Origin of the sequence: Methylacidiphilum caldifontis (assembly GCF_017310505.1) — a bacterium.
Lineage (GTDB): Bacteria > Verrucomicrobiota > Verrucomicrobiia > Methylacidiphilales > Methylacidiphilaceae > Methylacidiphilum > Methylacidiphilum caldifontis.
The window spans coordinates 1,632,898-1,656,156 of the sequence record NZ_CP065957.1; the positions used below are offsets into that span (position 1 = coordinate 1,632,898).

Sequence of the window (23,259 nt, forward strand, 5' to 3'; positions counted from 1 at the left end):
ACTTATCCCTTTGAAAACTGTCTATCCATAACTCCTTCTTTCTATATTTATCATAGAAGTGTCATATTTACCATTCCCAATGACAGTCAGATAGCCTTGTTTTGAGTTTTTCCATGATCTCTTTTTCTTCTTGCTCGTTTTTTGCGCTGTAGGTTACGCTCCATCTTAAGAAAGGCCCTGCATCATCCCAAGGTACGGTTGAAATAAGTTTTTCCTGGATTAACCATTGGGTGCAATCTTCGGCATTACGAAAAGTGATGTTTTTTCCCTTGGAGTTTACTGATTTTGGGGCTTCGGTATAGAGGAAAAAGGAAGCTTTAGGTTTTGTTGCCTTGAAGCCAATGTTACGGAGAGTTTCAACCATCAGATCCATTCTCCGGGAATATTTTTGAGCGATCCTTTCAGTGATTTCGCTGTGATCCAGACAATAGGCATAAGCATGTTGGATGGCAAGAAATTGCCCTGAATCCGTATGATCCTTGACATACCCATAAGCTTTGATGAGCTTGGGATTGCCAACGACAAAACCACAGCGCCATCCCGTCATGTTGAAATTTTTGCTTGCTGAATGGAGTTCAATCCCCACTTCTTTTGCTCCAGGTATTGATAAAAAGCTAAGTGGCTTGCCTTCGAAAACAAGTCCAGCATAAGCAAAGTCGTGAATGACAACGATTCTATGCTTTAAAGCAAAATCAACAACATCTTCAAAAAATCCCCTGCTGGCTACTGCCCCTGTAGGGTTATTGGGATAATTAAGAACCAAGACCTTAGTCTTAGAAAGAATGTTTTGGGGAACCGAATAAAGATCAGGTAAAAACTGGTTTTCTTTTTTCAGAGGAAGGTTATAAACTTTGCCTCCATAGTACTGGGCATGAGTGCCAAATACCGGATAACCGGGCACGGTCATGAGCACGTAATCCCCAGGGTCGATCAGAGCAGCAGGAAGAATGGATAAGGCAGCTTTAATCCCAATCGAATGAATAATTTCGGATTGTGGATCGACCTCAACTCCACAAATTCTTTTCATGTATCTGGCCGCTGCTTCTTTGAGAAGTTGACCTCCATTATCCGCATAAAAACGGTTTTCGGCTTTTGCTGCTTCCTTGGCTAGAACCATTACTGTTTCAGCAGTAGCGGGTTCATCGGGTTCTCCCACTCCAAAATCGAGAAGTTCAATATGAGGATTTTTTTCTTTTGCCGAGCGCTTGGCTCTCTTGATTTTTTCGAATTTGTATATTTGGGTTGTCTCTCCAAAAGAACTCCCCCCGATTCGTTGAGCAAAAAGAGACTGAATGTAATCGTTATTCATAGATCAGTTTATTTACTTTTTAATTTGATAATTAGTCTACAAGGAAAAATTCCTCTGATTTTTTATTGTTATGATTTTTGTCTTTTATAAAAGCTTTAAATCTTTCCGGCTGTCCCGAACCAAAGCCGATAGGCGGCATAAAATAGGAAGATAGACAAGAGTTTTTTGGCAAGAGTTGCTGGTATTTTTTGGATGAATATAACTCCAATAATGGCTCCAATAACACCAAAAATGAGAATGGTTCCAAAAATAGTCCAATCAATCTTTTGTAATAATCCATTAAGAGTACTTCCCGCTAAGGCAATAGGAATGATTAAAGCCAGTGATGTCCCCACAGCTATGTGATAAGGCACGCCAAAAAAAAGAATAAGAGCGGGTACGATAACAGCTCCGCCACCAATCCCAAAACAGCCGCTTGCAAAGCCAGAGACCAAGCCAAGTAAAATTAAACCTGCCATATTCATAATCCGTCCTTTTTTAGCTTTTCATTGTTAGAGGTTGTGGTCAGATGTTGTTGAAGCATATGATATTCTGAAATCTTTATCATTTCATGCTCCTTTATGCTTTTAAAGGGTAGAGTCAAATGATAAAGAAAATCAATTATCCCAGGAAAATTACCTTCGGGAAGGCTCTGGGAAACGTAAAAAAATGAAAGTTTTTCTAACCGTGCAAGAAACCAGAACAGATCAACAGGTTCAGTCAAATTTACCCTGGCCTCACAAACCGAAAAATCTTTCTTATGAACCTTAAGCCTGCCTGAAAGGAAGTTACAGACCTTTTCCATGCGAGTCCGGTAAGGGATATTTTTTCTAGGAACAAAATCTATAATATAATAGGATTGTCCATCAGGGGACGATTCTTCTCCAACAAGTTTGAGGTTGAACCGATGAACGGCCTGATGCAAGGAAAAAAGAGTCTCTATGGCTTCACGGGCAACTCGAGCTTCGGAAATAATCAATTTTCTTTCTTTGAGTGGATATTTCTCTAAATTCAGAGGACTACCCCCGGGACCTATAAAAAAATGGATATCTGTTGTTGAATAAGGATTCCATTTGTGATCCAGCTTTTCCAAGTGAACATCTTCTTTAAAAGAACAGTTATGAATAAGGCGGGCCATTTTTTCAGATTCATTGGCAATATGCTGAACGAGAGAATGGATATCAGGATAACAAAAAGCATGCCTATAGAACAAAAACCAAGAAAAACAGAAAAAGATATTTAGAAGGAAGCTTGATTGTTTTTTAAGAACCATCGAAATCTGTTGTCACCATCCCTATTTTTTTATTTTAAATCCTACTCGTTATAGGAACAAAGCAAGTGTTTTCATCGAAAAGTTAAGACAAAGACAAAGAGAGCTGTATTCTTTCAATTTTTTTTGCTTTTCCACTTTCCTCATCGATTTCAACAAATATACCATCAGTCCTTGGATTTTCCGTGGCTAAGATGAATTTTGTGGGTAATAAAGTGGTGTAACGATGAATGATTGGAGCAATTTCTCTTCCGATAACTGAATTATGAGCTCCACAAAAGCCTACATCGGTGATGTAAGCTGTGCCTCCAGGGAAAATGGTTTCATCAGCAGTTTGGACATGAGTATGAGTTCCCACAACAGCAGAAACCTCTCCGTCAAGATATCTGCCAAAAGCTATTTTCTCTGAAGTTGCTTCCGCATGAAAATCAACAAAAATACAAGGTGTTTCTTTTTTTAACTCGGTAACTATTTTTTTACATATAAGAAAAGGGTTTTCTGTTTGAGGTAACATAAATGTCCTACCCATTGCGCAGACTACAGCTAGTTTTTTGCCGTTTCCCTTGACAATAATATAACCTTCTCCAGGAGTTCCAGGGGGATAATTGATAGGACGTAGTAGTCTTGGTTCATCTTGAATGAAAGAAATGATCTCTTTTTGATCCCAGGCATGATCCCCAAGAGTAATCACATCAATACCAAGCCTGAGAAATTCATAGGTAATTTTTGGAGTTATACCATTTCCTCCAGCTGCATTTTCTCCATTTGCCAAGATGAAATCAGGTTGATAAAACGACCTAATTTTTGGAATAGACAGTCTTAAAGCTTCTCTTCCTACTTCTCCGACAACATCACCAAAAAATACAACTTTCAACTTGTTGTGAACCAATAAACTTTTTTATGGATGTTGAATAAGAAATCAACTCGATTGTAAAAGAATACGTTATTTTTGGGTATATGGGCAAATCGTTAATTTGCCCATATATAATTTTAAAAGAAGGACAAATCCAGAGATTTTATCCTCTACGTGATCTTCCCGAATTTTCTCTGTGTCTATGAGGTCTTTCTTCCCTAGGCTTCGCTTCGTTGACAACGATTTGCCGGCCGCTAACATTTGTTCCGTTAAGATTATTGATAGCTGCTTGGGCGGCTTGAGATGAATCCATTGTAACAAAAGCAAACCCTCTCGATTGTCCGGTCATTTTATCCACGATAAGATTAATCTCGTTAACTTGCCCATAGGGTTCAAAGATCTCTCGAAGATCGTTTTCGGAAATTCGAAAGGGAAGATTACCAACATAGAGTCTTGTTCTATTCATAAAACTAACATTTCTTTAAATAATTATTTCAAAACGGAGATCGGCATCTAACAACCCTGCTAGCACACTTTTCTCCCTCAGCTGTTCTTACTTGAAACCGATTAGACCGGAGACAAAGCAAAAAACAGTAATTAAAAAATCTCTTAATTAAAAGAAAAAGTCAAAAAATCTTTTTCTAAAAAAAAGGATGTTTATTGAGAAGGGCCGTTTTTTTAACCGATTATGCCGCTTTGTTTTTTCTTTGTTCCAGTATTGCAGCTCTAACTTCAGATAGAGTATTTTTGGATCCTAATTTTTCACTACGACTAGCAATGAAATTGGCGTATTCGGTCATAAATACTCTACCTGGGCCGCGGAAATCGAAATCTTCAGGATGATCCCTGAAATATTCTCTGTGAACGCGGGTCCAGACTAGCCTGCCATCGGTATCAATATTTATTTTGGTTACACCCAGTTTTGCAGCAGGTAAATATTCATCATCGTTAACCCCACAAGCACTGGGATCGAGTTTTCCTCCGGCAGCGTTGATCCGCATAATTTCGGATTGAGGGACACTTGAACTACCATGCATGACAAGAGGAAAACCAGGCAGTCTTTGTTGAATTTTTTCAAGAACATCGAAATGGATCGATTGTCTGCCTTTAAACTTGTAAGCACCGTGACTTGTCCCAATCGCACAGGCTAAAGAATCACAACCTGTAAGTTGAACAAATTCCTTCGCCTGATCGGGATCAGTCAGACAAGCATGACCTTCTTCAACTTTAATATCTTCTTCAACTCCTCCAAGCATACCCAGTTCTGCTTCTACGCTTACCCCTTTAGCATGAGCTCTCTCTACCACACGTCGTGTGATTTCAACATTCTTTTCGAAAGGTTCGTGAGAAGCATCGATCATCACCGAGCTATAGAAACCGGAATCTATACAATCATAACAGGTGGCCTCGTCTCCATGATCAAGATGAACAACAAATACAGCATCAGGATAAATCGTTTCTGCAGCTCTTATCATGGCTTCGAGCATTCTTTTGTCTGCATACTTTCGTGCACCGCGAGAAATTTGAATAACAAATGGTGATTGAGATTGGATAGCTCCACGGAAAAGACCATGAGTTTGTTCCATGTTATTGATGTTATATGCTCCTACTGCAAATCTTCCGTAAGCAACTTTAAATAGCTCTGCTGCTGTAACAATCATTCGATGCTCCTTTTTAAGTTTATATTAATTCTAAAATAATTATTTTTAAAAAAAATACCTTTTTTTGATCCTAAATCTTAATAAATGACTAAATTAAAACATACTATGCTAAGGTCTTTTCAAGAAGAAAAATGGTCAAAATCGACCCTTGTTTTAGCTGGTCACGGCTCTTTATATAATCCTGATGCTGCCTTACCTGTCTATATAAATGCTGAAAAAATTAGAAGAAAAAAATTATTCAAAAATGTTTATGAGACTTTCTGGAAAGAAGAACCTTCTTTCCATCAAACCCTTTTATCGATTCAGTCCCCTTTTATTTATGTTGTTCCTTTTTTTTTGAGCCATGGTTTTTTTACTGAAAAAGTGATCCCTGCGGAGATGGAATTAAATGGTGCCTATTCAAAAAAAGGTGAAAAAATAATAGGCTATTGTAAAGCAATAGGTGAAAATCCCAGGGTGGCAGACATTATCATTAAAACCGTCAACCAAACCCTAAATTTCCTGGATAAAGAAGGGTATGCACCAGAGGAAAGGGATCTTTTATTAGTCAGTCATGGAACAAGAAAGAATGCACAATCCAAAATGACGGCATACAGCCAACTTGAACTCATAAGAAAAAGCAATTTGTTTAGAGAATGTCATGTGTTATTCCTGGAAGAAGAACCTCGGATTTCTCGTTGGAAAGAATATGTAAAATCCAGATTTGTTTTTACCGTTCCTTTTTTCATTTCCGAAGGAGATCATTCCTATGTTGATGTCCCTAGACTGATGGGTTTAGAAGTTAAAAAGGGGCTAGCTTTTAGTCATAATCCTCAATATATTGATGGCTTTTATCTTTGTTATACAAAAGCGGTAGGAACACTGGATGAAATAGATCAAGTTGTAGTCGAGCAAGTTGCCCAATTCGATGAATGTTTTGGAATATTGGCAGAGATGGCTTGTTGAGAATCCTCCTCCGATACAAGTAGGTGAACTTCAGGTACTGGAAGGATACTGGATTTGCAATCGAAAGGATTCTTTCAATGATAAGTTAGTTCCCATTTCTTCTTTGCTTGATTTGAAACTGATGCTACGCATAGACTCAAAAGGCTTGTACCGACCGTTAAAAGGTAAAATTGGAATTATCCAAGGCTGGAAATTTGGACCTCTTGATACAGAGAATCTTTTTTGTGCCCTAGAGGGGATATACCCTTTTGCTTTAATGCATTGGATCGGTTACAAAGAAAAAACATATGTTCCTGTTCCTTTCGAAAGTACGATCAAAAGGCAAGTGGGCATGTACAAAATCATTGCAAGGGCAGATGATTCATTAATCGATCAGGTTGTACAAGAAACCTGTAGAATGCAATGTCTTCGTCAAAATCTTTGGTGGATAAAACAACCTCTGGAGCTAGCCGAACGTTCTTCAATTCCCTTGGTTTGTCTTGAAGCCTGTCCTTTTTTCTTGGAACAATGCAGGATAAAGGTTCTTCAAAAGAGACAGTCCAAGATGTTTTCTTAGGTTTCTTTTGTTAGCTTAGGGACAGGTGATTTGCTGCTGTCTTCCTATCCATTTAAGGATTTGTAAAGGACTTTGGATCTCCTCCCATTTTTTTCATACTTTAATTTTCTTTCTAGGGGAAGAATAGAAGGATCGGCTTCTTTAAACCCACCCTTTTGCATGAAATAGAGATAGGCTCTTGTGGATAAAAGGAAAAGTTGTTTAAATCCTTGTTCGGAAGAGAGTTTTTCAGCAAATCGAATCAATTTTCTTCCTATGCCTTGGTTTTCATAGTTTTTAGCAACCGATAGACATGCAAGTTCGGCTTGAGAAGTTTTGGGATAGGGATAAACAGCGATGCATCCCACGATCTGGTTGTCACGTTCAAAAACATAATAAAAAGGAAGATCTCTGGCGATATCAGTGCCTTTACGGGGCAAGATTTCGTCCGCTTCGATAGGTTCTTGGATAAGTTTCAAAATCGAACCAATATCTTTTCTGCGTGCCTGCCGTATAGATTCATATTGGTTGGCATAAATCATGGTGCCCACACCACTGTTTGAGAAAATTTCAGAAAGGAGTGCCTCATCCATTCGACCATCCAAAATATGAACCCGGTTTACCCCATTTTTGCATGCATGTATAGCATGTTCAAGTTTAGATCGAATGGGTTCAGCCATATCCTTTGAAAAGGTTTTATGGAATTCTAGGGCAGAGCTGACATCAAGCTCTCGAATAAGTTTTCCTTCACCATTGAGTATTCCTGGATAGGGAGTCAGATAAATAAGCTTTTCAGCCTGAAGTGACTCAGCTACAAATTGGGCAACCGAATCAGAGTTTATCCTGTAACTCTTACCCTCTCCATCGTAACCGATTGGTCCTATGACTGGAATAATATTTTTTTGTAATAAATATTCGATAAAGGAAACATCGATTTTTTTAATGCGTCCTGTAAGTTGATAATCTATGCCTCCTACTATACCAAAAGGGTGAGCAACAATAGCATTGGTAGCGCAAGCCCTTAGATCCGAAGTGGAGAGAGCCTCTAATATCTGGAATGTCACATTTGAAGAAGCCATTAGGCTTAATTCATAAGTTTTCTGGTCAGTTACTCCTATGCCTGTGGTATCCGAGAGTTGCGTGTTCAAAAGAATAGAGAGTTGCTTGAGCTGGTGAGCTATCCCGTGGACAAGAACCACTTTAATAGACACACTTCTCAAGACAGCTAAATCCAATACGATATTTGAAAAATTCTCGCAAGCCACGATGGCTCCATCAATGGCTATGACAAAAACCTTTTCCCTAAATTGAGGAATATAGGCTAGGATTCCTCTTAGATCAGATACGTTCATGAGATTAAAATATTAGTGCAACGACACATTTTTTTCTAAACTTCATCTCTTTATTCCATCCCAAAAAGAAGAAAGGGAAAAATTCAAAAAAGTTCATGAATAATTTTCTTTATGTATTAATTTACAGGCTAATTTAATGGCTGCGATTAGACTCCTTGGGTCGGCTTTATTTTTACCTGCAATATCAAGAGCTACGCCATGGTCTGGAGATGTCCTGATTAATGGCAATCCAAGGGTGACATTAACTCCTGAATAAAAGGATACGAGTTTGAAGGGAATTAATCCTTGATCGTGATAAGAGGCAACCACACCGTCGTATTTGCCAATTAGGGCTTCTCTGAACACGGAATCTGGAGAAATGGGTCCATAGATAGGAAAACCTTTTTCCCTGAGCTCATTGATGGCTGGAACAAAGATTTCATCCTCTTCATTGCCAAAATTCCCTTTTTCTCCGCAGTGAGGGTTGAGTCCTGCAACGGCTATTTTGAATTTCGATTTTTTCTTTATTTTTTTCAAAAATTCGAAAAGTAAAACCGATGCAAGCTGTATTTTGTTTTTGTTTATCGATTTGATCGCCTTAAATAGGCTAAGATGAGTGGATAATAACGATAGATTAATTTTTGAACTCGACATGGCCATGACCACGTTTTCAAGAGGTACACCCGTCTTTGAAGCAAAAAATTCGGTTTGGCCAGGGTAAGGAAAGCCTATCTGAAAGAGGTTTTCTTTATGAATCGGAGAGGTGACTATAGCTTGTATTTCTTTTTTTCTCCAAAGCTCATAAGCTTCTTCCAAAGCTTCCCATGCAGCGGAAGCTGAAAAAGGGGTAAGTTTTCCTGGTTCAAACTTTGCTTTTGGGCCTATCACTCTGTAGTCAAACCGCTTAGGGATTTTATTGCATTTCAAGGCCTTATCGACGATTTCAGGGCCTATTCCCGCAGGATCGCCCAGTGTAATTCCAATTGTGGGAATATGCAGCATCTCACTAGAAAATCTAACAATTGTAAAGCAAGTTTAAAACATTTTTATAAAAGCTTTCGCTTTTAAATTATCTATCCATTGTTGTTGCAGTTTTTGTCGTTGTTCTTGAATGAGAAGACCTTCAATTTGCGTTCGAACATCGGCAAGAGGCTTGAGTCTGCCTTTGCGCTTGTCCTCAAGCCTGATGATATAATAACCGTCAATCGTTTCTATAACTCCACTTGTTTGTCCTGGATACATGGAAAAAGCTGCATCTGCTATTTCAGGACGCAAACTGTCTTTTGTTACCCAACCTAAATCTCCACCATCCATTCTTTTTGGCCCTTCGGAGTAAGTCCTCGCCAACTCAGCGAAATCAGCTCCCAACTGAAGCTTGCTTAGGAGTTCAGTTGCCGTTTCTTTTGCCGGATCATATTCTTCCAATTGGCCATCGACTGTGGCGCGTTTATCCTTAAAAGAGGTTTTTTGTAAGAAAATAATCCTGAGTTTTACCTGAGGAGGCTCAAAAAATTGAGCAATGTGATCTTGGTAGTATTTCTCGATCTGGTATGGTGAAATGATTACAGGTTCAGAGACGTTTTTCATTCTCATGGCTTGAACAATGATCTGCTCCAAGAGCTGTTGTTTATATTGTTCTTCACTTACGCCGTTTGCCTGCAATGTCCTGATAAAGGCGATCCTATCCCCATCAAATTGTGTTCGGATAATGTCCCTGACCCGGGATTCAATGAAGGAGTCAGGAATAGCATATTTTTTGCTTTTAAAATCCTGAATAATCAGTTCTCTATCGATGAGTGCCCTCAAGGCACTTAGGCGTGCTTCTTTTATCCGGTCAACCAGTTCAGGTCCCTGGTATGTCTCTCTCAATACCGCTTCATTAGGCTCTACCTGTTTCCTCACTTGAGAAAAGGTGATGACCTTGTCATTAACAATAGCAGCAATACCATCGCTAGCCTGGCTTTGAGAGAACAAATTTTGTTTTAAAAAAAAGAAAAAAAAGAAAGTAAATAAAATTAAAAGGTTTCTAACCATTTTTTTATTTGTAGAATTTTATCCTTAGGTTCAGCTTCTATCAAGCGTGGGTATTTGCCTTGCTTTGTGAATAGAAATTCATTGTTTCTCATTAGCTTCAACTTTTCACCTTCGGTCTCGACTCTTTCTATACCTCTGCTTGCTGCTATGATGCGGATTTCGACAATTGAAAAGAGATACTCTACGGGTTCTGGCCATGTTCCAAACCTATCTTTCCAACTTAGCTTGATTTCTTCGAGTTCTTGAAGGCTCAATGCTTCTGCTAATTGCCTGTAGGCATGCAATCTGTCTTGTCTTTTTTCCATGTAGGAAAAAGGAATGTAAGCCAAAGCATGTCTTCCCCCGCCTGGTTCAGGAATCAAGAAATCAAGGGAGACTCGGCATTCATTTAAAGATGAGGTTTCTTTACCTTGAATTTTTCGAATGGCTTTTTTTAGCAGTTTGCAATAGAGTTCAAATCCTATCGAGGAAATGTGGCCACTTTGAGAGGTCCCTAAAAGGTTCCCAGCTCCTCGTATTTCCAGGTCCCTTAAAGCTATCTGGAAGCCAGCACCAAGTTGAGAGTGTTCTTGCATGGCCCTGATTCGTTTTTTGGCATCAGTTTGAATGAACAAATCTCGTGGGAGCAAAAGATAAGCGTAAGCCTTTTGATTTGATCTTCCTACCCTTCCCCTTAACTGATAGAGGTCTGCAAGTCCAAACAGATCAGCCCTGTCGATGATAATCGTGTTGGCATTGGGAATATCCAATCCGTTTTCTATTATGCTTGTGGCAAGCAAAACATCCGTTTTACCTTCTATGAATCTTTCCATAACCTCTTCAAGTTCATGTTTTTTCATTCTTCCATGTCCAATATCCAATTTGATAGAAGGCAAAAGAGCTTTTATACGAGATGCAACTTTTTCAATGGTTTTTATCCGATTGTGCAGAAAGTAAACTTGTCCCCCTCGATTTAATTCTCTTTCGATTGCTTGCCGGATGATTCTTTCATCATAAGGACCGACAATGGTCTCGATGGGATAACGATTGGGAGGAGGGGTTTCAATCAGACTCATGTCCCTGGCTCCGGCCATGGCTAAATAAAGGGTTCGAGGTATAGGTGTCGCTGAAAGCAATAATACGTCTATTAATCGAAATCTTTCTTTCCATTTTTCTTTTTGCAAAACACCAAATCGTTGTTCTTCATCAATGACAATCAGTCCCAAGTTCTTGAACTCCACATCAGTTGACAGAAGCCTGTGTGTTCCGACGACAACGTCTATGGTTCCATTTTTTAGCCCACAAAGCGTTTCTTTTTCTTCGCTGTTTTTAACAAAACGACAAAGCAAAGCTGTTCGTATCGGGTAATCAGCAAATCTTTCAGTAAGAGTATTGAAATGCTGCTTGGCAAGGACAGTAGTGGGAGCAAGAAAAACGGCTTGTTTGCCCCCCATTATCGCTTTAAATATTGCCCGAATCGCCACCTCTGTTTTGCCAAAACCGACATCGCCGCATATAAGCCTATCCATAGGCTTTTTGCTTTCCATATCTTGCTTTGTTTCTTCTATAGCCTTCAGTTGATCTGGAGTTTCTTCATAAATAAAGGCTTCTTCGAATTCCCTTTGCCAATGATCATCTTTAGGGAAAGCAAACCCTTCCAGAACTTCTCTTTCTGCGTTGATCTTGAGAAATCTTTCGGCAAGATCTGTAACCGCTTTTTGTGCAGCATTTTTAGCTCTTATCCATCTGGTTCCTCCTAGAGAGTCGAGCTTGGGCAGTTTTTTTGTGCCCCCAATGTATCGAGAAATAAGATAGGCTTGGTCTATGGGAACATAAAGCTTTGCTTTCTGATCAAACTCAAGTTCAACCATTTCAGAGTTAGTTCCATCCATGGTTTTGATGCCCATAAACTTGCAGATCCCATGTTGCAAGTGAACGACGATATCTCCTTCTTTCCATTGTTCAAAAATATCGCTGCTTGAAGGTTTTTGTTGATAATCCTTGTTTTCTTGACCATGCAGCAAAATTTTTTGGTTTTGATACCTTCCAAAAATTTCAGCATCCGTAAGAATTGCAAGCTTAGCTGCAGGCCATGAAAATCCTTTTAAAAGAGGACTCCTATAAAAGAGAATCTTTTCAGTAGGTATGCCTTGATTATTTAAAATTTCTTTGAGACGGGACTCTTCTCCTTCATTATTGACAAAAATAATCACTTCCCATTTTTTTTCTATCCACCTCCCAAGTTCAGTAAGGAAAAGTTGCCATCTTCTTTCTTGGTGGAACCAATCTCCTTTTGGACTCTCAAGGAAAAGATGACTTTCAAAATGAATGGGTACATCTGGAGCTGGAATTATAGGAGCTGTAGACCAGAACGTAAGAATGGTTTTAGGCAAATAATCATAGAGAGAGGATTTGCCTTTCTCTATTTCTTCAATATTGAAAAAGCAAACGAAGGATTCTGCAATTGGTTTGAAAGAACGTTGAGTGATAGGATTAAATTGTCTTAGAGAAACAATTCTATTGCCTTCCCATTCCGTTCTGAGTGGATAGAGACTATCCCAACAAAATATGTCTATGATCGCTCCACGTACCGTGAACTGACCTCTACAATCTACAGTATCGACTCTTTCATAACCTGCATCGATAAGCTTTTCCATCAAGATGCTTCTATCTAGCGTATCTCCGACTCGAATTGGCTGGCGTTTTTCTTTTAAAAGTCCTGGAGAAGGCAGGGCTTCGGCTATGGCCTGTTCGGTAGTAATAATGGCTCCAGATGAAAAATCCAAAAGCCGATAAGCTGTCCTTAATCTTTCGGCTAGCAATGTTGGATCCACCAAGACTCCTGTCGAAGCAGGCTCAATTTCGGGAAGGATAAGATAAGGTTGCCCCCAGCATTCTAAACCAAGAGCAAGTTCGTTGGTTTTTTTTATGTTTTCAGCGATCAGTAGCAGTGGTGTATGATACTCATGAAGAAAAGAAGCGAGGAGAAAAGATTGAGCGGATATGGGCAAGGAGTCGATACGCCAGTTGCTTTGCTCAAACAGGTGTTGATGATGTTGTTTTAACAAAGGGTGATCCAGCCATTTTTCGAAAGAAAAAGTCATTTCCTTGTTTCCTAGGCCAGAACAAAAATTTTCTTTATTCTCCTGCAAGTTTAAACTGGTAGCTGCCATGTTTTCGATCAAAACTGCATATAAAATCACCCCGCCTGGGAATTGTGTAAAAGCCTTTGTCTTCAATTTCAGAACCCAGATGGCAACAGGAAGATATGCACTCTTCGAATAGTGCGCAGAACTTAACTTCGATTGATTCAGGGCTAAATCGGTACTCTTCTATGAAAAATTGCACTGCTTCCGAGGGCCATCCCTCTTCGCAATATTGCTCTAAGGGAATAGCTGAAGAAATACCTTGGAGCCAATTCATGAATTTTTCCTTGAACAAAGGATCGTCTTCTTTGAAATCCATTAATTAAGCAGAAGGTTTTTAAAAATCATAAAAACCAAAAAAGTTACAATATCAAAAAGTTTTTTGCTAGGTTGCTAAAAGATTTCTTTTCTCACTTCGTTTTATGTGAAAATACCTAATAATTAAAACAATGGGAAATCAACTGCGTTTTTTATTGTTTTCTTTGCTTATCCTTGCTTTTTGGGGTTGCGTATACTCCCATTATCTCCCTGAGGAGGGATATATTTATGGGCTGAATCAGGGAAAAGGTGAAAAAAAGAATATAGATGGTCTGGATGTATGGATAGAAGGCAGGCCCAATCGTCCCTATCATGTATATGGAACTCTTTATGAAAAAAGAGGAAATGGTCCTTTTGAAAAAGGACCAACTCTTAAAGGAATAGTCAAAAAAGCAAAACAAATGGGAGCCGATGCCCTCATTGTTCTTGTAAAAGAAAGGCAATATGTAGGCGATAGTCTTTATGCGACAAAAGTAGGAAGTGGAACTACTGAAACAGTTTACTCCGCACTGCTTGTCCGATATCTTTCCAGAAACTATCAATAGATTAAAAATGAGTCAATAATTTATCCAGAGCATGCCAGGGAAGAAGAGCGCATTTTACTCTGATGGGAAAATGCCTTACCCCTTTAAGGCATGCTAATTCTTCGGGTAACTCTTCTTTGAGCTTTTCATTGCCCGTTAGGAAACCTTGCAAGTTTTCTTTGAGAGCCTTTATCTGTTCGATCTTTTTCTTTTTGGCAACTTCTGTCATCAAGGAAGCTGAAGCCATACAGATGGCACAGCCTTTGCCCTCAAAACAGATCGTTTCGATAATTTGATGCTGAGGATCGAGTTGAGCAAAAACTCTTATGCTATCTCCACAACTCGGATTTGTGCCTTCGGCCTCGACAAAATTTCCTTCCTTTGGCTTCCCAAAATTTCGAGGGTAACGGCTATGATCTAATATAATTTCCTGGTATAGTTCTTGTATATCCATAATCAAAAAGAATTAGTTGCAGGGTAATTTAAAAAACCGTAAACATTTTTCGGCAATCTCCATGAATTGATCCACTTCATTTTGGGTATTGTAAAAATAAAAGCTTGCTCGAACAGTAGAATCTATTCCCAGTTTCGATAACAGGGGTTTGTTACAATGGTGTCCCCCACGCAACGCGATGCCATAGCGGTCACAAAAGCTAATGAAATCATGAGGATGCAACCCTTTTATAGAGAAAGAAACAATGCCTGCTCTTCTCCCTTTGGGTCCTAAAGGAATTATGCAGGGTAGAGAAGAAATTTTACTGTAAGCATATGAACCTATTTGTTCATCGTGTAGGGCTATCTTATCCAGCCCAATTTGACAAAGATAATCTATTGCCGCTTTCAAGCCTATAGCTTCGGCAATGGGCAGAGTACCCGCTTCAAATTTATGAGGAGGATCTTTCCATCGACTGTCAGAAAAATCGGCTTCCAAAACCATGTTTCCGCCAAATTGGTAAGGAGGAATTTTTTCAAGCCATTCTTTTTTCCCATAAAGAACACCTATTCCGGTGGGCCCACACATTTTATGACCAGAGAAAGCCAAGAAATCACACCCTATTTTTTGAACATCTATCAGTCGATGTCCGGCACTTTGCGCTGCATCGACAACACTGATGACCCCATGTTTTCTGGCAATAGAACAAAGAGATTCGACCGGATTGATCACCCCTAAGGTGTTTGAAACATGAGTAAATGAGAAAACAGCTATGCGATTATGCGTAAAAATCTCTTCGAGTTTCTCCATTTGGAGACCACCTTCTTTATCCTTGATGGGAAGGTAAAACAGTCGTAGCCCTCTTTGTTTAGCCAATTGCTGCCAAGGGATGAGATTAGAATGATGTTCCATTTCAGTCAAAAGAATACCCTCAGCAGGTTTTAAAAGAGATCCTAAAGAGGAAGCGACAAGATTGAGCGATTCAGTCGTTCCTTTTGTAAAAACAATTTCTTCAGGACCTTGTGCATGAATGAAATGGGCGATTTTTTGCCTAGACTCTTCTAAAAGCTCTGTTGCTCTATTGCTGAGTTCATGAAGTCCTCTATGCACATTAGCATTGGAAGAAAGAAAAAAGTTTGAAAGGGCATCGATAACTTGTCGGGGCTTCTGAGTTGTTGCCGCATTGTCAAAATATACCAGTGGGTAACCATTAACCCGTTGAGAAAGAATAGGAAAGTCTTTTCTAAAAGTTTCAATGGGTTCCATTCTAAAACCTACCATTTAAAAGTCAAAGGCTCAAGGTTACTGTCATAAGCCTTGTCATTATTCGAAGTAAAATTGATTGAGGACTTTGAGTGCTTTCGCCCACAAGGGTAGTTTTTCAGCTGCCTCCAAGGAGGATTCAGGATTGGCAATCACCCTCTCGATGAGCAATCCGGAATGAGTGTCATATTTAGTGAATATCTCTTCAAAAGAAAACAAGTAATCGGTATAGGTTTTGAGATCCGCAAACCAATATAGGAAAAGGTTTGTCCCCAACAAGATCCGATTTTTCCGTTTTAGGGGCTTTCTAGAATAAAGACAAGCTTCTTTGCCATGGTTACTAAAACACCAATTTAAAGAAAAGCTCCCTTCAAACGGGAAATATTGGATAACCCTGCCAAACCGATAAAGAACCAGATGGTCTTTTTGAATCCAACCTACTGTTCCATCAGGTCCAAGTCTTGGAATGAAAGCATCTTCTGTGTCTTTTATTTTTTGGGTTTTCTCTTTTTGATCAACCAGGATAATTTCACCCTTTTTGGGGAAAACATTCACTAATGCAGGAGACAGAAGAAAATTTGTTTTTGTAGTTTCTATACCAACAGCTAGCGGAATATCCAGAGAGGAAAGGTCTTTTGGATCTGAAAACCTGACAGGCATGAAGTCGAAATGAGAAGTAAGCAACCATTCCCATTCTGGGGAAGTTTCAGTCAGTTCTGACTCCACAAGACGAATAATTCTTTCTTGGCTCTCCAGTTCAAAGGCTTCAATAACTCTGGATTTATCATCGTCTTCTGTTAACATACCGATACAGTCGACCATTTTGTTTTCCACTGGATCGAAATATTTGAACGGAACCACGCTTTTGATTTTGGGATATTGACCTTGAAAATAGTGAAAATAAATAGGGGTAGGATCATCGTCAGAATCTTTAACTTCGGCAGCTATAAGTCTTGTCGATTCTACTTTTTGAGCCGATCTTATATTTCCATTTTTTTCAAGCCAAAGAATCCATTTTCCAAAACGGAAAAGAAGAAAGTCCTGTGCATCTGGGCTTAAGGTTTTCCATTGCCCTTTATCTTCTGCAAAGCCTAAGGGAATATCGAGAAAGGAAGAATTTTCAACCAACAGATTTTTTTTGAACATTGAAGGCCAAAAATGTGGTTCAATGGTCGTAAGGATAGTTTGCAGATCAGAAGGAGATACCCATTGGATCGTATCGAAAAAAGCATTGACTTCACCAAAGAACCGGGACTGCGGTTTTGGATTGATCTTAAGATCAAAAAGGCCAATACTTGGTAAGGGCTTGATCAACAACTGCTGGCTATATTCTATTTTATCACTAGCCCGAGAAATATTGAAAAAAACAGTAAGAAAAAAAAGCAAAAAAAGGGTTTTCACAGCACTCTACTGACTTTTGTCATTCAAAAATGGATGTTCATTTAAAAAATTTTTTTAGCTTTTGGCGATTAAGACCTTTGATCATGTTTTATCCATCATTCTCCATGGATACAGCTTGATTAAGAATAAGGAAGAGGGAAAGTTTCTAGCAAATTTAAGTTTTAGCTCTTTGTCAAACATTTGCTGGTTTGCCATGAAAATGAACTATAAAGCCTAATAATTGAATGAATAAAGGAAAAACAGATCAAAAAAAGAAAGGTTTTAGGGAAAGCCGACTAGAGTGTTAAGCTGCCTTGGCTAATGAGTTTAAAAGTCTTCTGAGCGATAACTAACTCTTCGTTTGCTTTGATTATTTTTATTTTGGAAGGGGAATTTTCCTTCGAAATCGTTTCCTTATTGGATTCGTTTCTTAAAGGATCTAGCCGAATCCCTAAAAAATCAAGGTTTTCACAGATTCTCTTGCGGATCAGGGCGGAATGTTCCCCAATGCCTCCCGTAAAGACAAGAATATCCAGGCCATTCAAAATGGCAACCAATGCTCCAAGATGTTTTTTTGCTTGGTAAACAAACACTTCTATGGCTTGCTCGGCTTCTTTTGTTGTATCTTCGATAAGCTCTTTCATGTCAGAACTAATTCCGCTTATGCCTAATAGGCCTGAGCGGCTATTGAGCAGATTATAAACTTCAGATGCAGTCAAGCCTTTTTCTTTAACGAGATAAAGAACCGCTCCTGGATCGAGATCTCCACACCGGGTTTCCATAACTAATCCCGATAGAGGAGAAAATCCCATGGTGGTGTCGATACTTTGTCCATTATAGACCGCTGTCATGCTTGCTCCTCCACCCAAATGAGCAATAATGACTTTTCCCAAAGCCTTTTCTTTTTCCGTTTTTTTCAGTTCTTCCATGACATACTCGCAAGATAATCCATGAAAACCGTAACGCACTATGCCCATATCCCTAATTGGTTTTGGAAGAGCATACCAGCGTGCATAAAAGGGAATTGTTCTATGGAATGCGGTATCAAAACAACCGACGTTTTTGACATGGGGAATCTGTTTGCGGAAAGACTCTATGGCTAGGATTTGGCTTGGCAAATGTTCCGGAGCAAAAGCTACAAGTTCCTTTAAATTATCAACTGTTTCAGAAGTAATGAGCCTTGGTTCACTGTAAAGAAGACCCCCATGGACAATCCTGTGGCCTACAGCCAATAGGTTTTCATCAAATTTATTTTTTCCAAGAAATCCAAAGAGCTTGGCAATGGCCTCGTCATGATCTTTAAGTTGAAGACATTCCTCTATTACTGTTTGATCCTCTTGGTTCTTGAATCGGAAAAAACTTTGAGCAAGACCAATCCTTTCAATGTTACCTTTAAGGATAAAGGTTTGGTTTTCGCAGTCAAAAAGTCCGACTTTTAGACTTGTTGACCCGCTGTTGATAGTAAGGATAAGAGAATGATTTTTTTGCTGCATGGGCTAATTGGGGAGCAAAAATTTAACTCCTATTTAGGGAAACTGTCATCGTTGGATAAAAGACTTTCCTTTTCTTTCAGCTATAGCCGTATGAAACATCAAAAATTCGGCTATGTTTTCTTTTGTGAGCAGCCCAACTAGTATTCCCTGCTGGGTAACTGGAATAACCGAATAAGAAAGGGATTGAATTTTTGAGAACACCTCTTCGGCTTTATCCGATGCTTCAACAGTAGGAAAATCCCTAGTCATAACTTCGGATACGAGAGCTTCTTGGCCCCTTTGCATGAGCCCCATAAGGAGGTCCGACCGGTAGAGCATACCGACGAGCCTTTCGTTATCGACGACAGGAAAATCATGCTGCTGGGTGGATAAAGTCATTTCAACGGCTTTTGCCAGGGAATCGTAAGGAGATAACACATGAAATTCCCGCAACATGAGCTGATTGATGGATGTTTTACTCAAGGTGAACTTGACTTGGGCCATGTTGGTCTCCTGAGAAGCTCCAAACCATACAAACAGAGCGATCAAAATAAGGAAAGGATTGGAGAAAAGCCCGATAAAACCAAAGACCAAAGCGATTGTCTGGCCTACTGTAGCAGCAATCCGGGTAGCGTGTAAAAAATCCATTCTTATTCCGAGAAGTCCACGCAGAATTCTTCCTCCGTCCATGGGGAAAGCGGGGATAAGATTGAATCCAGCTAGAATGAGGTTAGTCCAAAAGAATTGAGCAAGGAGATTGCCCCGGATGAGGTCTAGCTGGCTAATATCGAATGGAACGCCACTGATAACGATAAGGATGTAGAAGACTAAAGCCAAAATCAAATTGACTGCTGGTCCAGCGATCGCCACAATTAGCTCTTGGATGGGGTCTTCGGGAATTTTTTCAAGCCTGGCTAAACCTCCTATAGGCAATAAAGTAATGTCTTTGGTATGAATTTTGAATAGCCGAGCAGCCCCAGCATGGCCAAGTTCATGTAGAACAATAATAAAAAAAAGGGCAAGGGTGAAAAGAACTCCCAGAACAGCGTCCTCTATTCTTCCTCTCTCTGAATAATGAACAATGGCGATCCAGCCAAGAAGAATGAAAAAAGTGAAATGAACGTAAATTTGAATTCCAAAGATCGATCCAATTTTCCAAGAAAATTTCATTAAATAGAATTTTTTTAATTATGATTTTTATTTGCAGAAAAATCATCAATTATCTGTCAAAACATTTCTTTTTATTAATTCAACCTAAAGACGCTGATGATTTCGATTAACCTTTGATACATATCAAAGGATCAAGTCGGGCTACAAGTTTAGCAAGATCAGCTTTGTGTGCAGCTTCCACAACATCGCTCACATCTTTGTATGCAAGAGGAGCTTCTTCAGCAACCCCACGTTCCGATACCGCTCTGATTATAATTCCTTTCTCTTCAAGGCTACGTATAATTTCTTTTCCTTTCCATTCCTTTAAAGCTTTCGATCTGCTCATAGCCCTTCCAGCACCATGTACTGCAGAAGAAAAGGCTAACCGTTCGCTCTGCGTTGTACCGACCAATATATATGAATGGGTCCCCATACTCCCACCAATGAGCACGGGTTGACCAACGGTCCTGTAATCTTCAGGAATTTCTTGCTGATTAGGACCATAAGCACGTGTCGCTCCTTTCCTGTGGACATAGAGTTCTTTTAATTGTCCATTAACTTTGTGTTTTTCTACTTTACAAGTATTATGGGACACGTCATAGAGAAGGGGCATTTCGATGCCTGGGAAGAAAAATAAAAAGACTTTTCTAATGAGATGGGTAATGATCTGCCTGTTGGCAAAAGCGCAATTTATACCTGCACGCATTGCTCCGAGATATCTTTTGCCTAGTTCAGAAGTAATAGGAGCGCAAGCCAGTTCCCTTTCTGGCAAGTCGATTTTTAACTTTTGAGCACAAACAACCATTTCTTTCAGGTAATCTGTTCCGATCTGGTGTCCTAATCCTCTTGAGCCGCAATGAATGCTGACTACGATATCCCCTTGTTGCAGTGAAAATACCTTGGCTATTGTCTCATCAAAAATCTTGCCGACAACCTGAACTTCAGCATAGTGATTCCCTGAACCGAGTGTGCCCATTTCTCTGGCTTGTCTTTCCTTGGCTAAGTTAGAAACCGCATGGGGATCGGCGCCAGGCATGCATCCTTCTTCTTCGATACGACTCAGATCCTTCTGTAGCCCATAACCATTTTCTATCGCCCATTTGGCTCCCCCTACAAGCATTTTATTCATTTGCTCCTTATCAAGATATATTTTCCCATGACTGCCTACACCAGCTGGGATCTCTTTGAAAAGGAGATCAGCAAGTTTATTTTTAATAGGCTGGATATCTTTTTCTTGTAGCCCTGTTAGAAGGGTTCTCACTCCACAAGAAATATCGAATCCTACACCTCCTGCCGAGATCACTCCTTCTTCCTCGGGGTCATAAGCAGCCACACCTCCTATAGGGAAACCGTAACCCCAGTGAGCATCAGGCATTACGAAAGAAGCTTTTACAATACCTGGAAGAGAAGCAACATTGGAAGCTTGTTCTGCAACTTTTTGGTCCATTGCCTGGATTATTTTTTCTGAGCCATAAATAATCACTGGAACGCGCATTTTCCCTTGGATAGGGATTTGCCAACAGTAATCGGAAATTTTTTCAAGCAAAGCCATTTCCATGTCTTCTCACCCCCTTATTAAAAATAAGCTTCCAAAGAGCAATTTTCAATTAGACGTCTACAATACACTGGGCTATCCATAGACCGTCTTTCCCTTGACCAAAGAAAAGTTCGCTGAATGTTGCTCCTTTAATCTCGACTGCCGGTGAATGTTTGTGTCTGTCAACAGTTTCTCCCCAAACAACTCCTTGAAGAGAGGGAAGGCTTAAGCAGATGTCAAACCTGCAAAAAAGCATGTTTTCGGTTGCCATTTTAAAGATGAGGCTATTTAACCAATCGTAGAGAATCAAGTCATAGCTATCTGCTTCACAGCAAATATTCAAAGCTCTTTGGGGTTCTATTTTTTGTGGGTCGGTAATGACAGAAATCAAAGCAAAAGAGACAGCTTCGAGAGCTTCCTTGGGGCTGTTGCCAAATCCCCTTATTCCGATATCAGCCATATGGGGAAATGTCTCCCACCGAAAAGCAGCAGAGTATACGAGACTAAAATTCATTAAAAAAAATGTAATCCAAGAATTTTTAACTTAACAGAATGTTTTTCTTTTCTTTGGGGTTTAAAATAAGTTTATTTTTCAAAAATGAAATAAACATTAACAGCCCAGAAAAATGACCAGAATAATCCCTTCTGAAATGTCTGAAAAGAAACCAAAAGGAGGACAACAAATTTCAGGAAGGGCAGCAGATCTTAGGCGTATTCATCTTTCTTTAAGAACATATCATTGGTTTGCAAAGATCCTGAAAAAAAATATTCATCATTTATCCCATGGGCTTTTAATTGGGGCCGAGGAGGGGTTTTTAGGGAGGTTTCTTTATAGTGATCCAATACTGCGAGAAAAAATCGAAATAACGGGCTTTGATACGACTCCACGGCCAATTAAATGGCCTCTTCCATGGAGATGGATCCAAGGAAAACTGCTCGAATTTGATGGCTGGGATCGATATTCTTTTATCCTTGTCAACTGGGTGTTGTATACTTACGATGATCTTAGTTTACAAAGGATAGGAGAAAAGATCCAGAGCAGTAAAAGCTCTCTGTTAGTCATTTCTGAGCCCTACAGGTCTTATTTCCACAGCTTAGAATTATGGTTTTTCAACAAGATAGGACTTATCCGTTACGATTATCCAGAAATTTCTCGTGCGGTGCGAGCAGGATTCCAAGGAAGGGAATTAATCCAGGCTTTGGAGCTGGAAAACTCCCAGTGGGAAATTTCTCTTAGTTCTCCTTTCTGGATATCTCAAAGGTTGGTTGCCAAACGCTTCTAACTGTTATGAAGCTTCTATCTTGGAGTCAAACCCACTCACCCTCAATCCAAGCTTGGGAACAAATGCCTCAATACAGTTTATTTAAAAATCTTCAGTTGGCAAAAAACCATGATTATAGATTCTGCTTAGGCTGCCACTGGAGGATAAGCGAACGGTTCGCTGCATCTTTGTGGTAGGCTCGTGTGCTTTTTCCAAAAAGCAGAGGATCAAGTGCTGACCCGATATCCAAGTAGATGTTCGTAGGGGCAATCTCCCAAAGAGCATGAATGAGTATCTTGCCTAGAGGACCTGCTGCAACTAAAAAAAGGGAGTTGTCAGATCGGGTAGCCATCCAGTCAAGATAACCCAAAATTTCATTTTTGTTTTTTACCCAAAATCTTACACAATCTCCCTGTATGGGGAAAATCTCTTTTACTCCAATTGTTTTATGAATCAAGCGAGGGTCAATTCTAGAGTTGCCTATAAAATAGACATCTTGTGGCCATTGTTGGATGCGTGGAAGACATTCTTTAAGGAAAAGATCGTGATTCGCATTAGCAAAAAGAGCAGCGAAGGTTATTTGAGTCAGAGGAGCTTGGATGTAACGCAGAACTTCCTTATGCATTTCTGGACTGGTATCCCATGAAGGGACACCATAAAAAAAACGTGAATCCTTTGAAAGAAGAGATTTTCTTAAATCAGCTCTGAATGAAAGGTGCTTTTTGGGATTATATTCCCATTCTCCTTTGCAGCCCACTTTTTGATTGGCAAGGATTAAAGCTTCTCCATCGTTATATCGACTAAAGGCAAAAGGCATTTTTTCATCTAAAAGAGCAAGCATGGTGAAGAAATCTTTCCTGAAATCCTGGATCATCATGG

The 23,259-nt window shown here is 39.6% G+C and carries 23 protein-coding genes; 4 read left to right on the plus strand and 19 right to left on the minus strand.

Annotated elements, in window-relative coordinates:
* Positions 1–67: 67 nt before the first annotated feature.
* From IT6_RS07575 to IT6_RS07600, 6 genes are all read right to left on the minus strand, one after another.
* Positions 68–1,309 carry an LL-diaminopimelate aminotransferase gene (locus IT6_RS07575; RefSeq protein ID WP_134439506.1) on the minus strand — a complete coding sequence of 414 codons (1,242 nt, stop codon included), beginning with the start codon at positions 1,307–1,309 and terminating at the stop codon, positions 68–70.
* Between the two features lie 95 nt (positions 1,310–1,404).
* Positions 1,405–1,773, minus strand: a complete 369-nt coding sequence (locus IT6_RS07580; RefSeq protein WP_134439507.1) for a sulfite exporter TauE/SafE family protein — start codon at positions 1,771–1,773, stop codon at positions 1,405–1,407.
* Complete coding sequence (locus IT6_RS07585) at positions 1,770–2,561, minus strand: hypothetical protein (RefSeq protein WP_206825870.1); 792 nt, start codon at positions 2,559–2,561, stop codon at positions 1,770–1,772. Before IT6_RS07585 ends, IT6_RS07580 begins: the two co-directional genes overlap by 4 nt.
* Positions 2,562–2,643: 82 nt before the next feature.
* A complete protein-coding gene (locus IT6_RS07590; RefSeq protein WP_206825872.1) occupies positions 2,644–3,432 on the minus strand; it encodes a TIGR00282 family metallophosphoesterase in 789 nt (262 codons plus the stop codon).
* A gap of 142 nt (positions 3,433–3,574) precedes the next feature.
* A complete protein-coding gene (locus IT6_RS07595) occupies positions 3,575–3,877 on the minus strand; it encodes an RNA recognition motif domain-containing protein (protein ID WP_134439509.1) in 303 nt (100 codons plus the stop codon).
* A 220-nt stretch (positions 3,878–4,097) separates the two neighbouring features.
* The gene (locus IT6_RS07600) at positions 4,098–5,072 is read right to left on the minus strand and encodes a class II fructose-bisphosphate aldolase (protein ID WP_206825874.1); all 975 of its coding nucleotides are present in this window, start codon (positions 5,070–5,072) and stop codon (positions 4,098–4,100) included.
* 105 nt (positions 5,073–5,177) lie between these two features.
* Here IT6_RS07600 and IT6_RS07605 point away from each other — a divergent pair, with 105 nt between their 5' ends.
* Complete coding sequence (locus tag IT6_RS07605; protein ID WP_206825876.1) at positions 5,178–6,017, plus strand: CbiX/SirB N-terminal domain-containing protein; 840 nt, start codon at positions 5,178–5,180, stop codon at positions 6,015–6,017.
* The gene (locus tag IT6_RS07610; protein ID WP_206825877.1) at positions 5,980–6,573 is read left to right on the plus strand and encodes a DR2241 family protein; all 594 of its coding nucleotides are present in this window, start codon (positions 5,980–5,982) and stop codon (positions 6,571–6,573) included. The genes IT6_RS07605 and IT6_RS07610 overlap by 38 nt, the downstream gene beginning before the upstream one ends.
* Before the next feature lie 44 nt (positions 6,574–6,617).
* Here IT6_RS07610 and argA read toward each other — a convergent pair whose 3' ends face one another.
* The 5 genes from argA to IT6_RS07635 all read right to left on the minus strand — a co-directional run bounded on the left by argA (position 6,618) and on the right by IT6_RS07635 (position 13,361).
* The gene (gene argA, locus IT6_RS07615) at positions 6,618–7,904 is read right to left on the minus strand and encodes an amino-acid N-acetyltransferase (RefSeq protein WP_206825879.1); all 1,287 of its coding nucleotides are present in this window, start codon (positions 7,902–7,904) and stop codon (positions 6,618–6,620) included.
* Positions 7,905–7,997: 93 nt separating this feature from the next.
* On the minus strand, positions 7,998–8,885 hold the full coding sequence (gene pdxA / locus IT6_RS07620) for a 4-hydroxythreonine-4-phosphate dehydrogenase PdxA (protein ID WP_242524150.1): 888 nt from the start codon (positions 8,883–8,885) through the stop codon (positions 7,998–8,000).
* A gap of 33 nt (positions 8,886–8,918) precedes the next feature.
* Positions 8,919–9,857, minus strand: coding sequence for a peptidylprolyl isomerase (locus tag IT6_RS07625; protein ID WP_242524151.1), 939 nt, complete (start codon positions 9,855–9,857; stop codon positions 8,919–8,921).
* Positions 9,858–9,898: 41 nt separating this feature from the next.
* On the minus strand, positions 9,899–13,000 hold the full coding sequence (gene mfd, locus IT6_RS07630) for a transcription-repair coupling factor (RefSeq protein ID WP_242524152.1): 3,102 nt from the start codon (positions 12,998–13,000) through the stop codon (positions 9,899–9,901).
* 34 nt (positions 13,001–13,034) lie between these two features.
* Positions 13,035–13,361, minus strand: a complete 327-nt coding sequence (locus IT6_RS07635) for a hypothetical protein (protein ID WP_206825884.1) — start codon at positions 13,359–13,361, stop codon at positions 13,035–13,037.
* 130 nt (positions 13,362–13,491) lie between these two features.
* Between IT6_RS07635 and IT6_RS07640 the strand changes: the two genes are divergently transcribed.
* Positions 13,492–13,905 (plus strand): hypothetical protein, encoded by a 414-nt coding sequence (locus tag IT6_RS07640; RefSeq protein WP_206825885.1) that lies wholly within the window; start codon positions 13,492–13,494, stop codon positions 13,903–13,905.
* Between the two features lies 1 nt (position 13,906).
* Here the strand turns inward: IT6_RS07640 and sufU are convergent, their stop codons facing one another.
* The 7 genes from sufU to IT6_RS07675 all read right to left on the minus strand — a co-directional run bounded on the left by sufU (position 13,907) and on the right by IT6_RS07675 (position 21,632).
* Positions 13,907–14,338, minus strand: a complete 432-nt coding sequence (gene sufU, locus IT6_RS07645) for a Fe-S cluster assembly sulfur transfer protein SufU (protein WP_134439517.1) — start codon at positions 14,336–14,338, stop codon at positions 13,907–13,909.
* Between the two features lie 12 nt (positions 14,339–14,350).
* A complete protein-coding gene (locus IT6_RS07650; protein WP_134439518.1) occupies positions 14,351–15,583 on the minus strand; it encodes an aminotransferase class V-fold PLP-dependent enzyme in 1,233 nt (410 codons plus the stop codon).
* A 57-nt stretch (positions 15,584–15,640) separates the two neighbouring features.
* Positions 15,641–16,981 carry a hypothetical protein gene (locus IT6_RS07655; protein ID WP_206825886.1) on the minus strand — a complete coding sequence of 447 codons (1,341 nt, stop codon included), beginning with the start codon at positions 16,979–16,981 and terminating at the stop codon, positions 15,641–15,643.
* Positions 16,982–17,256: 275 nt separating this feature from the next.
* Positions 17,257–18,453 carry an acetate/propionate family kinase gene (locus IT6_RS07660; protein ID WP_206825888.1) on the minus strand — a complete coding sequence of 399 codons (1,197 nt, stop codon included), beginning with the start codon at positions 18,451–18,453 and terminating at the stop codon, positions 17,257–17,259.
* Positions 18,454–18,498: 45 nt separating this feature from the next.
* A complete protein-coding gene (locus tag IT6_RS07665; protein ID WP_134439521.1) occupies positions 18,499–19,602 on the minus strand; it encodes a site-2 protease family protein in 1,104 nt (367 codons plus the stop codon).
* 106 nt (positions 19,603–19,708) lie between these two features.
* Positions 19,709–21,139 carry an RtcB family protein gene (locus tag IT6_RS07670; RefSeq protein WP_206825889.1) on the minus strand — a complete coding sequence of 477 codons (1,431 nt, stop codon included), beginning with the start codon at positions 21,137–21,139 and terminating at the stop codon, positions 19,709–19,711.
* Positions 21,140–21,188: 49 nt separating this feature from the next.
* Entirely contained in the window at positions 21,189–21,632 is a 444-nt protein-coding gene (locus tag IT6_RS07675; RefSeq protein WP_134439523.1) for an archease, read from the minus strand.
* Positions 21,633–21,744: 112 nt separating this feature from the next.
* Here IT6_RS07675 and IT6_RS07680 point away from each other — a divergent pair, with 112 nt between their 5' ends.
* Entirely contained in the window at positions 21,745–22,401 is a 657-nt protein-coding gene (locus tag IT6_RS07680; RefSeq protein ID WP_206825890.1) for a hypothetical protein, read from the plus strand.
* Positions 22,402–22,513: 112 nt separating this feature from the next.
* On the opposite strand, the gene IT6_RS07685 is transcribed toward IT6_RS07680, so the two are convergent.
* On the minus strand, positions 22,514–23,257 hold the full coding sequence (locus IT6_RS07685) for an acylphosphatase (protein ID WP_206825892.1): 744 nt from the start codon (positions 23,255–23,257) through the stop codon (positions 22,514–22,516).
* Positions 23,258–23,259: the final 2 nt, after the last annotated feature.

Bases quoted from the DNA above. Each gene is read 5' to 3' on its own strand.
- IT6_RS07575 (WP_134439506.1), bottom strand. From the start codon at position 1,309: ATGAATAACGATTACATTCAGTCTCTTTTTGCTCAACGAATCGGGGGG.
- IT6_RS07580 (WP_134439507.1), bottom strand. From the start codon at position 1,773: ATGAATATGGCAGGTTTAATTTTACTTGGCTTGGTCTCTGGCTTTGCA.
- IT6_RS07585 (WP_206825870.1), bottom strand. From the start codon at position 2,561: ATGGTTCTTAAAAAACAATCAAGCTTCCTTCTAAATATCTTTTTCTGT.
- IT6_RS07595 (WP_134439509.1), bottom strand. From the start codon at position 3,877: ATGAATAGAACAAGACTCTATGTTGGTAATCTTCCCTTTCGAATTTCC.
- IT6_RS07600 (WP_206825874.1), bottom strand. From the start codon at position 5,072: ATGATTGTTACAGCAGCAGAGCTATTTAAAGTTGCTTACGGAAGATTT.
- IT6_RS07605 (WP_206825876.1), top strand. From the start codon at position 5,178: ATGCTAAGGTCTTTTCAAGAAGAAAAATGGTCAAAATCGACCCTTGTT.
- IT6_RS07610 (WP_206825877.1), top strand. From the start codon at position 5,980: ATGAATGTTTTGGAATATTGGCAGAGATGGCTTGTTGAGAATCCTCCT.
- argA (WP_206825879.1), bottom strand. From the start codon at position 7,904: ATGAACGTATCTGATCTAAGAGGAATCCTAGCCTATATTCCTCAATTT.
- pdxA (WP_242524150.1), bottom strand. From the start codon at position 8,885: ATGCTGCATATTCCCACAATTGGAATTACACTGGGCGATCCTGCGGGA.
- mfd (WP_242524152.1), bottom strand. From the start codon at position 13,000: ATGACTTTTTCTTTCGAAAAATGGCTGGATCACCCTTTGTTAAAACAA.
- IT6_RS07635 (WP_206825884.1), bottom strand. From the start codon at position 13,361: ATGGATTTCAAAGAAGACGATCCTTTGTTCAAGGAAAAATTCATGAAT.
- IT6_RS07640 (WP_206825885.1), top strand. From the start codon at position 13,492: ATGGGAAATCAACTGCGTTTTTTATTGTTTTCTTTGCTTATCCTTGCT.
- sufU (WP_134439517.1), bottom strand. From the start codon at position 14,338: ATGGATATACAAGAACTATACCAGGAAATTATATTAGATCATAGCCGT.
- IT6_RS07650 (WP_134439518.1), bottom strand. From the start codon at position 15,583: ATGGAACCCATTGAAACTTTTAGAAAAGACTTTCCTATTCTTTCTCAA.
- IT6_RS07660 (WP_206825888.1), bottom strand. From the start codon at position 18,453: ATGCAGCAAAAAAATCATTCTCTTATCCTTACTATCAACAGCGGGTCA.
- IT6_RS07665 (WP_134439521.1), bottom strand. From the start codon at position 19,602: ATGAAATTTTCTTGGAAAATTGGATCGATCTTTGGAATTCAAATTTAC.
- IT6_RS07670 (WP_206825889.1), bottom strand. From the start codon at position 21,139: ATGGAAATGGCTTTGCTTGAAAAAATTTCCGATTACTGTTGGCAAATC.
- IT6_RS07675 (WP_134439523.1), bottom strand. From the start codon at position 21,632: ATGAATTTTAGTCTCGTATACTCTGCTGCTTTTCGGTGGGAGACATTT.
- IT6_RS07680 (WP_206825890.1), top strand. From the start codon at position 21,745: ATGACCAGAATAATCCCTTCTGAAATGTCTGAAAAGAAACCAAAAGGA.
- IT6_RS07685 (WP_206825892.1), bottom strand. From the start codon at position 23,257: ATGATGATCCAGGATTTCAGGAAAGATTTCTTCACCATGCTTGCTCTT.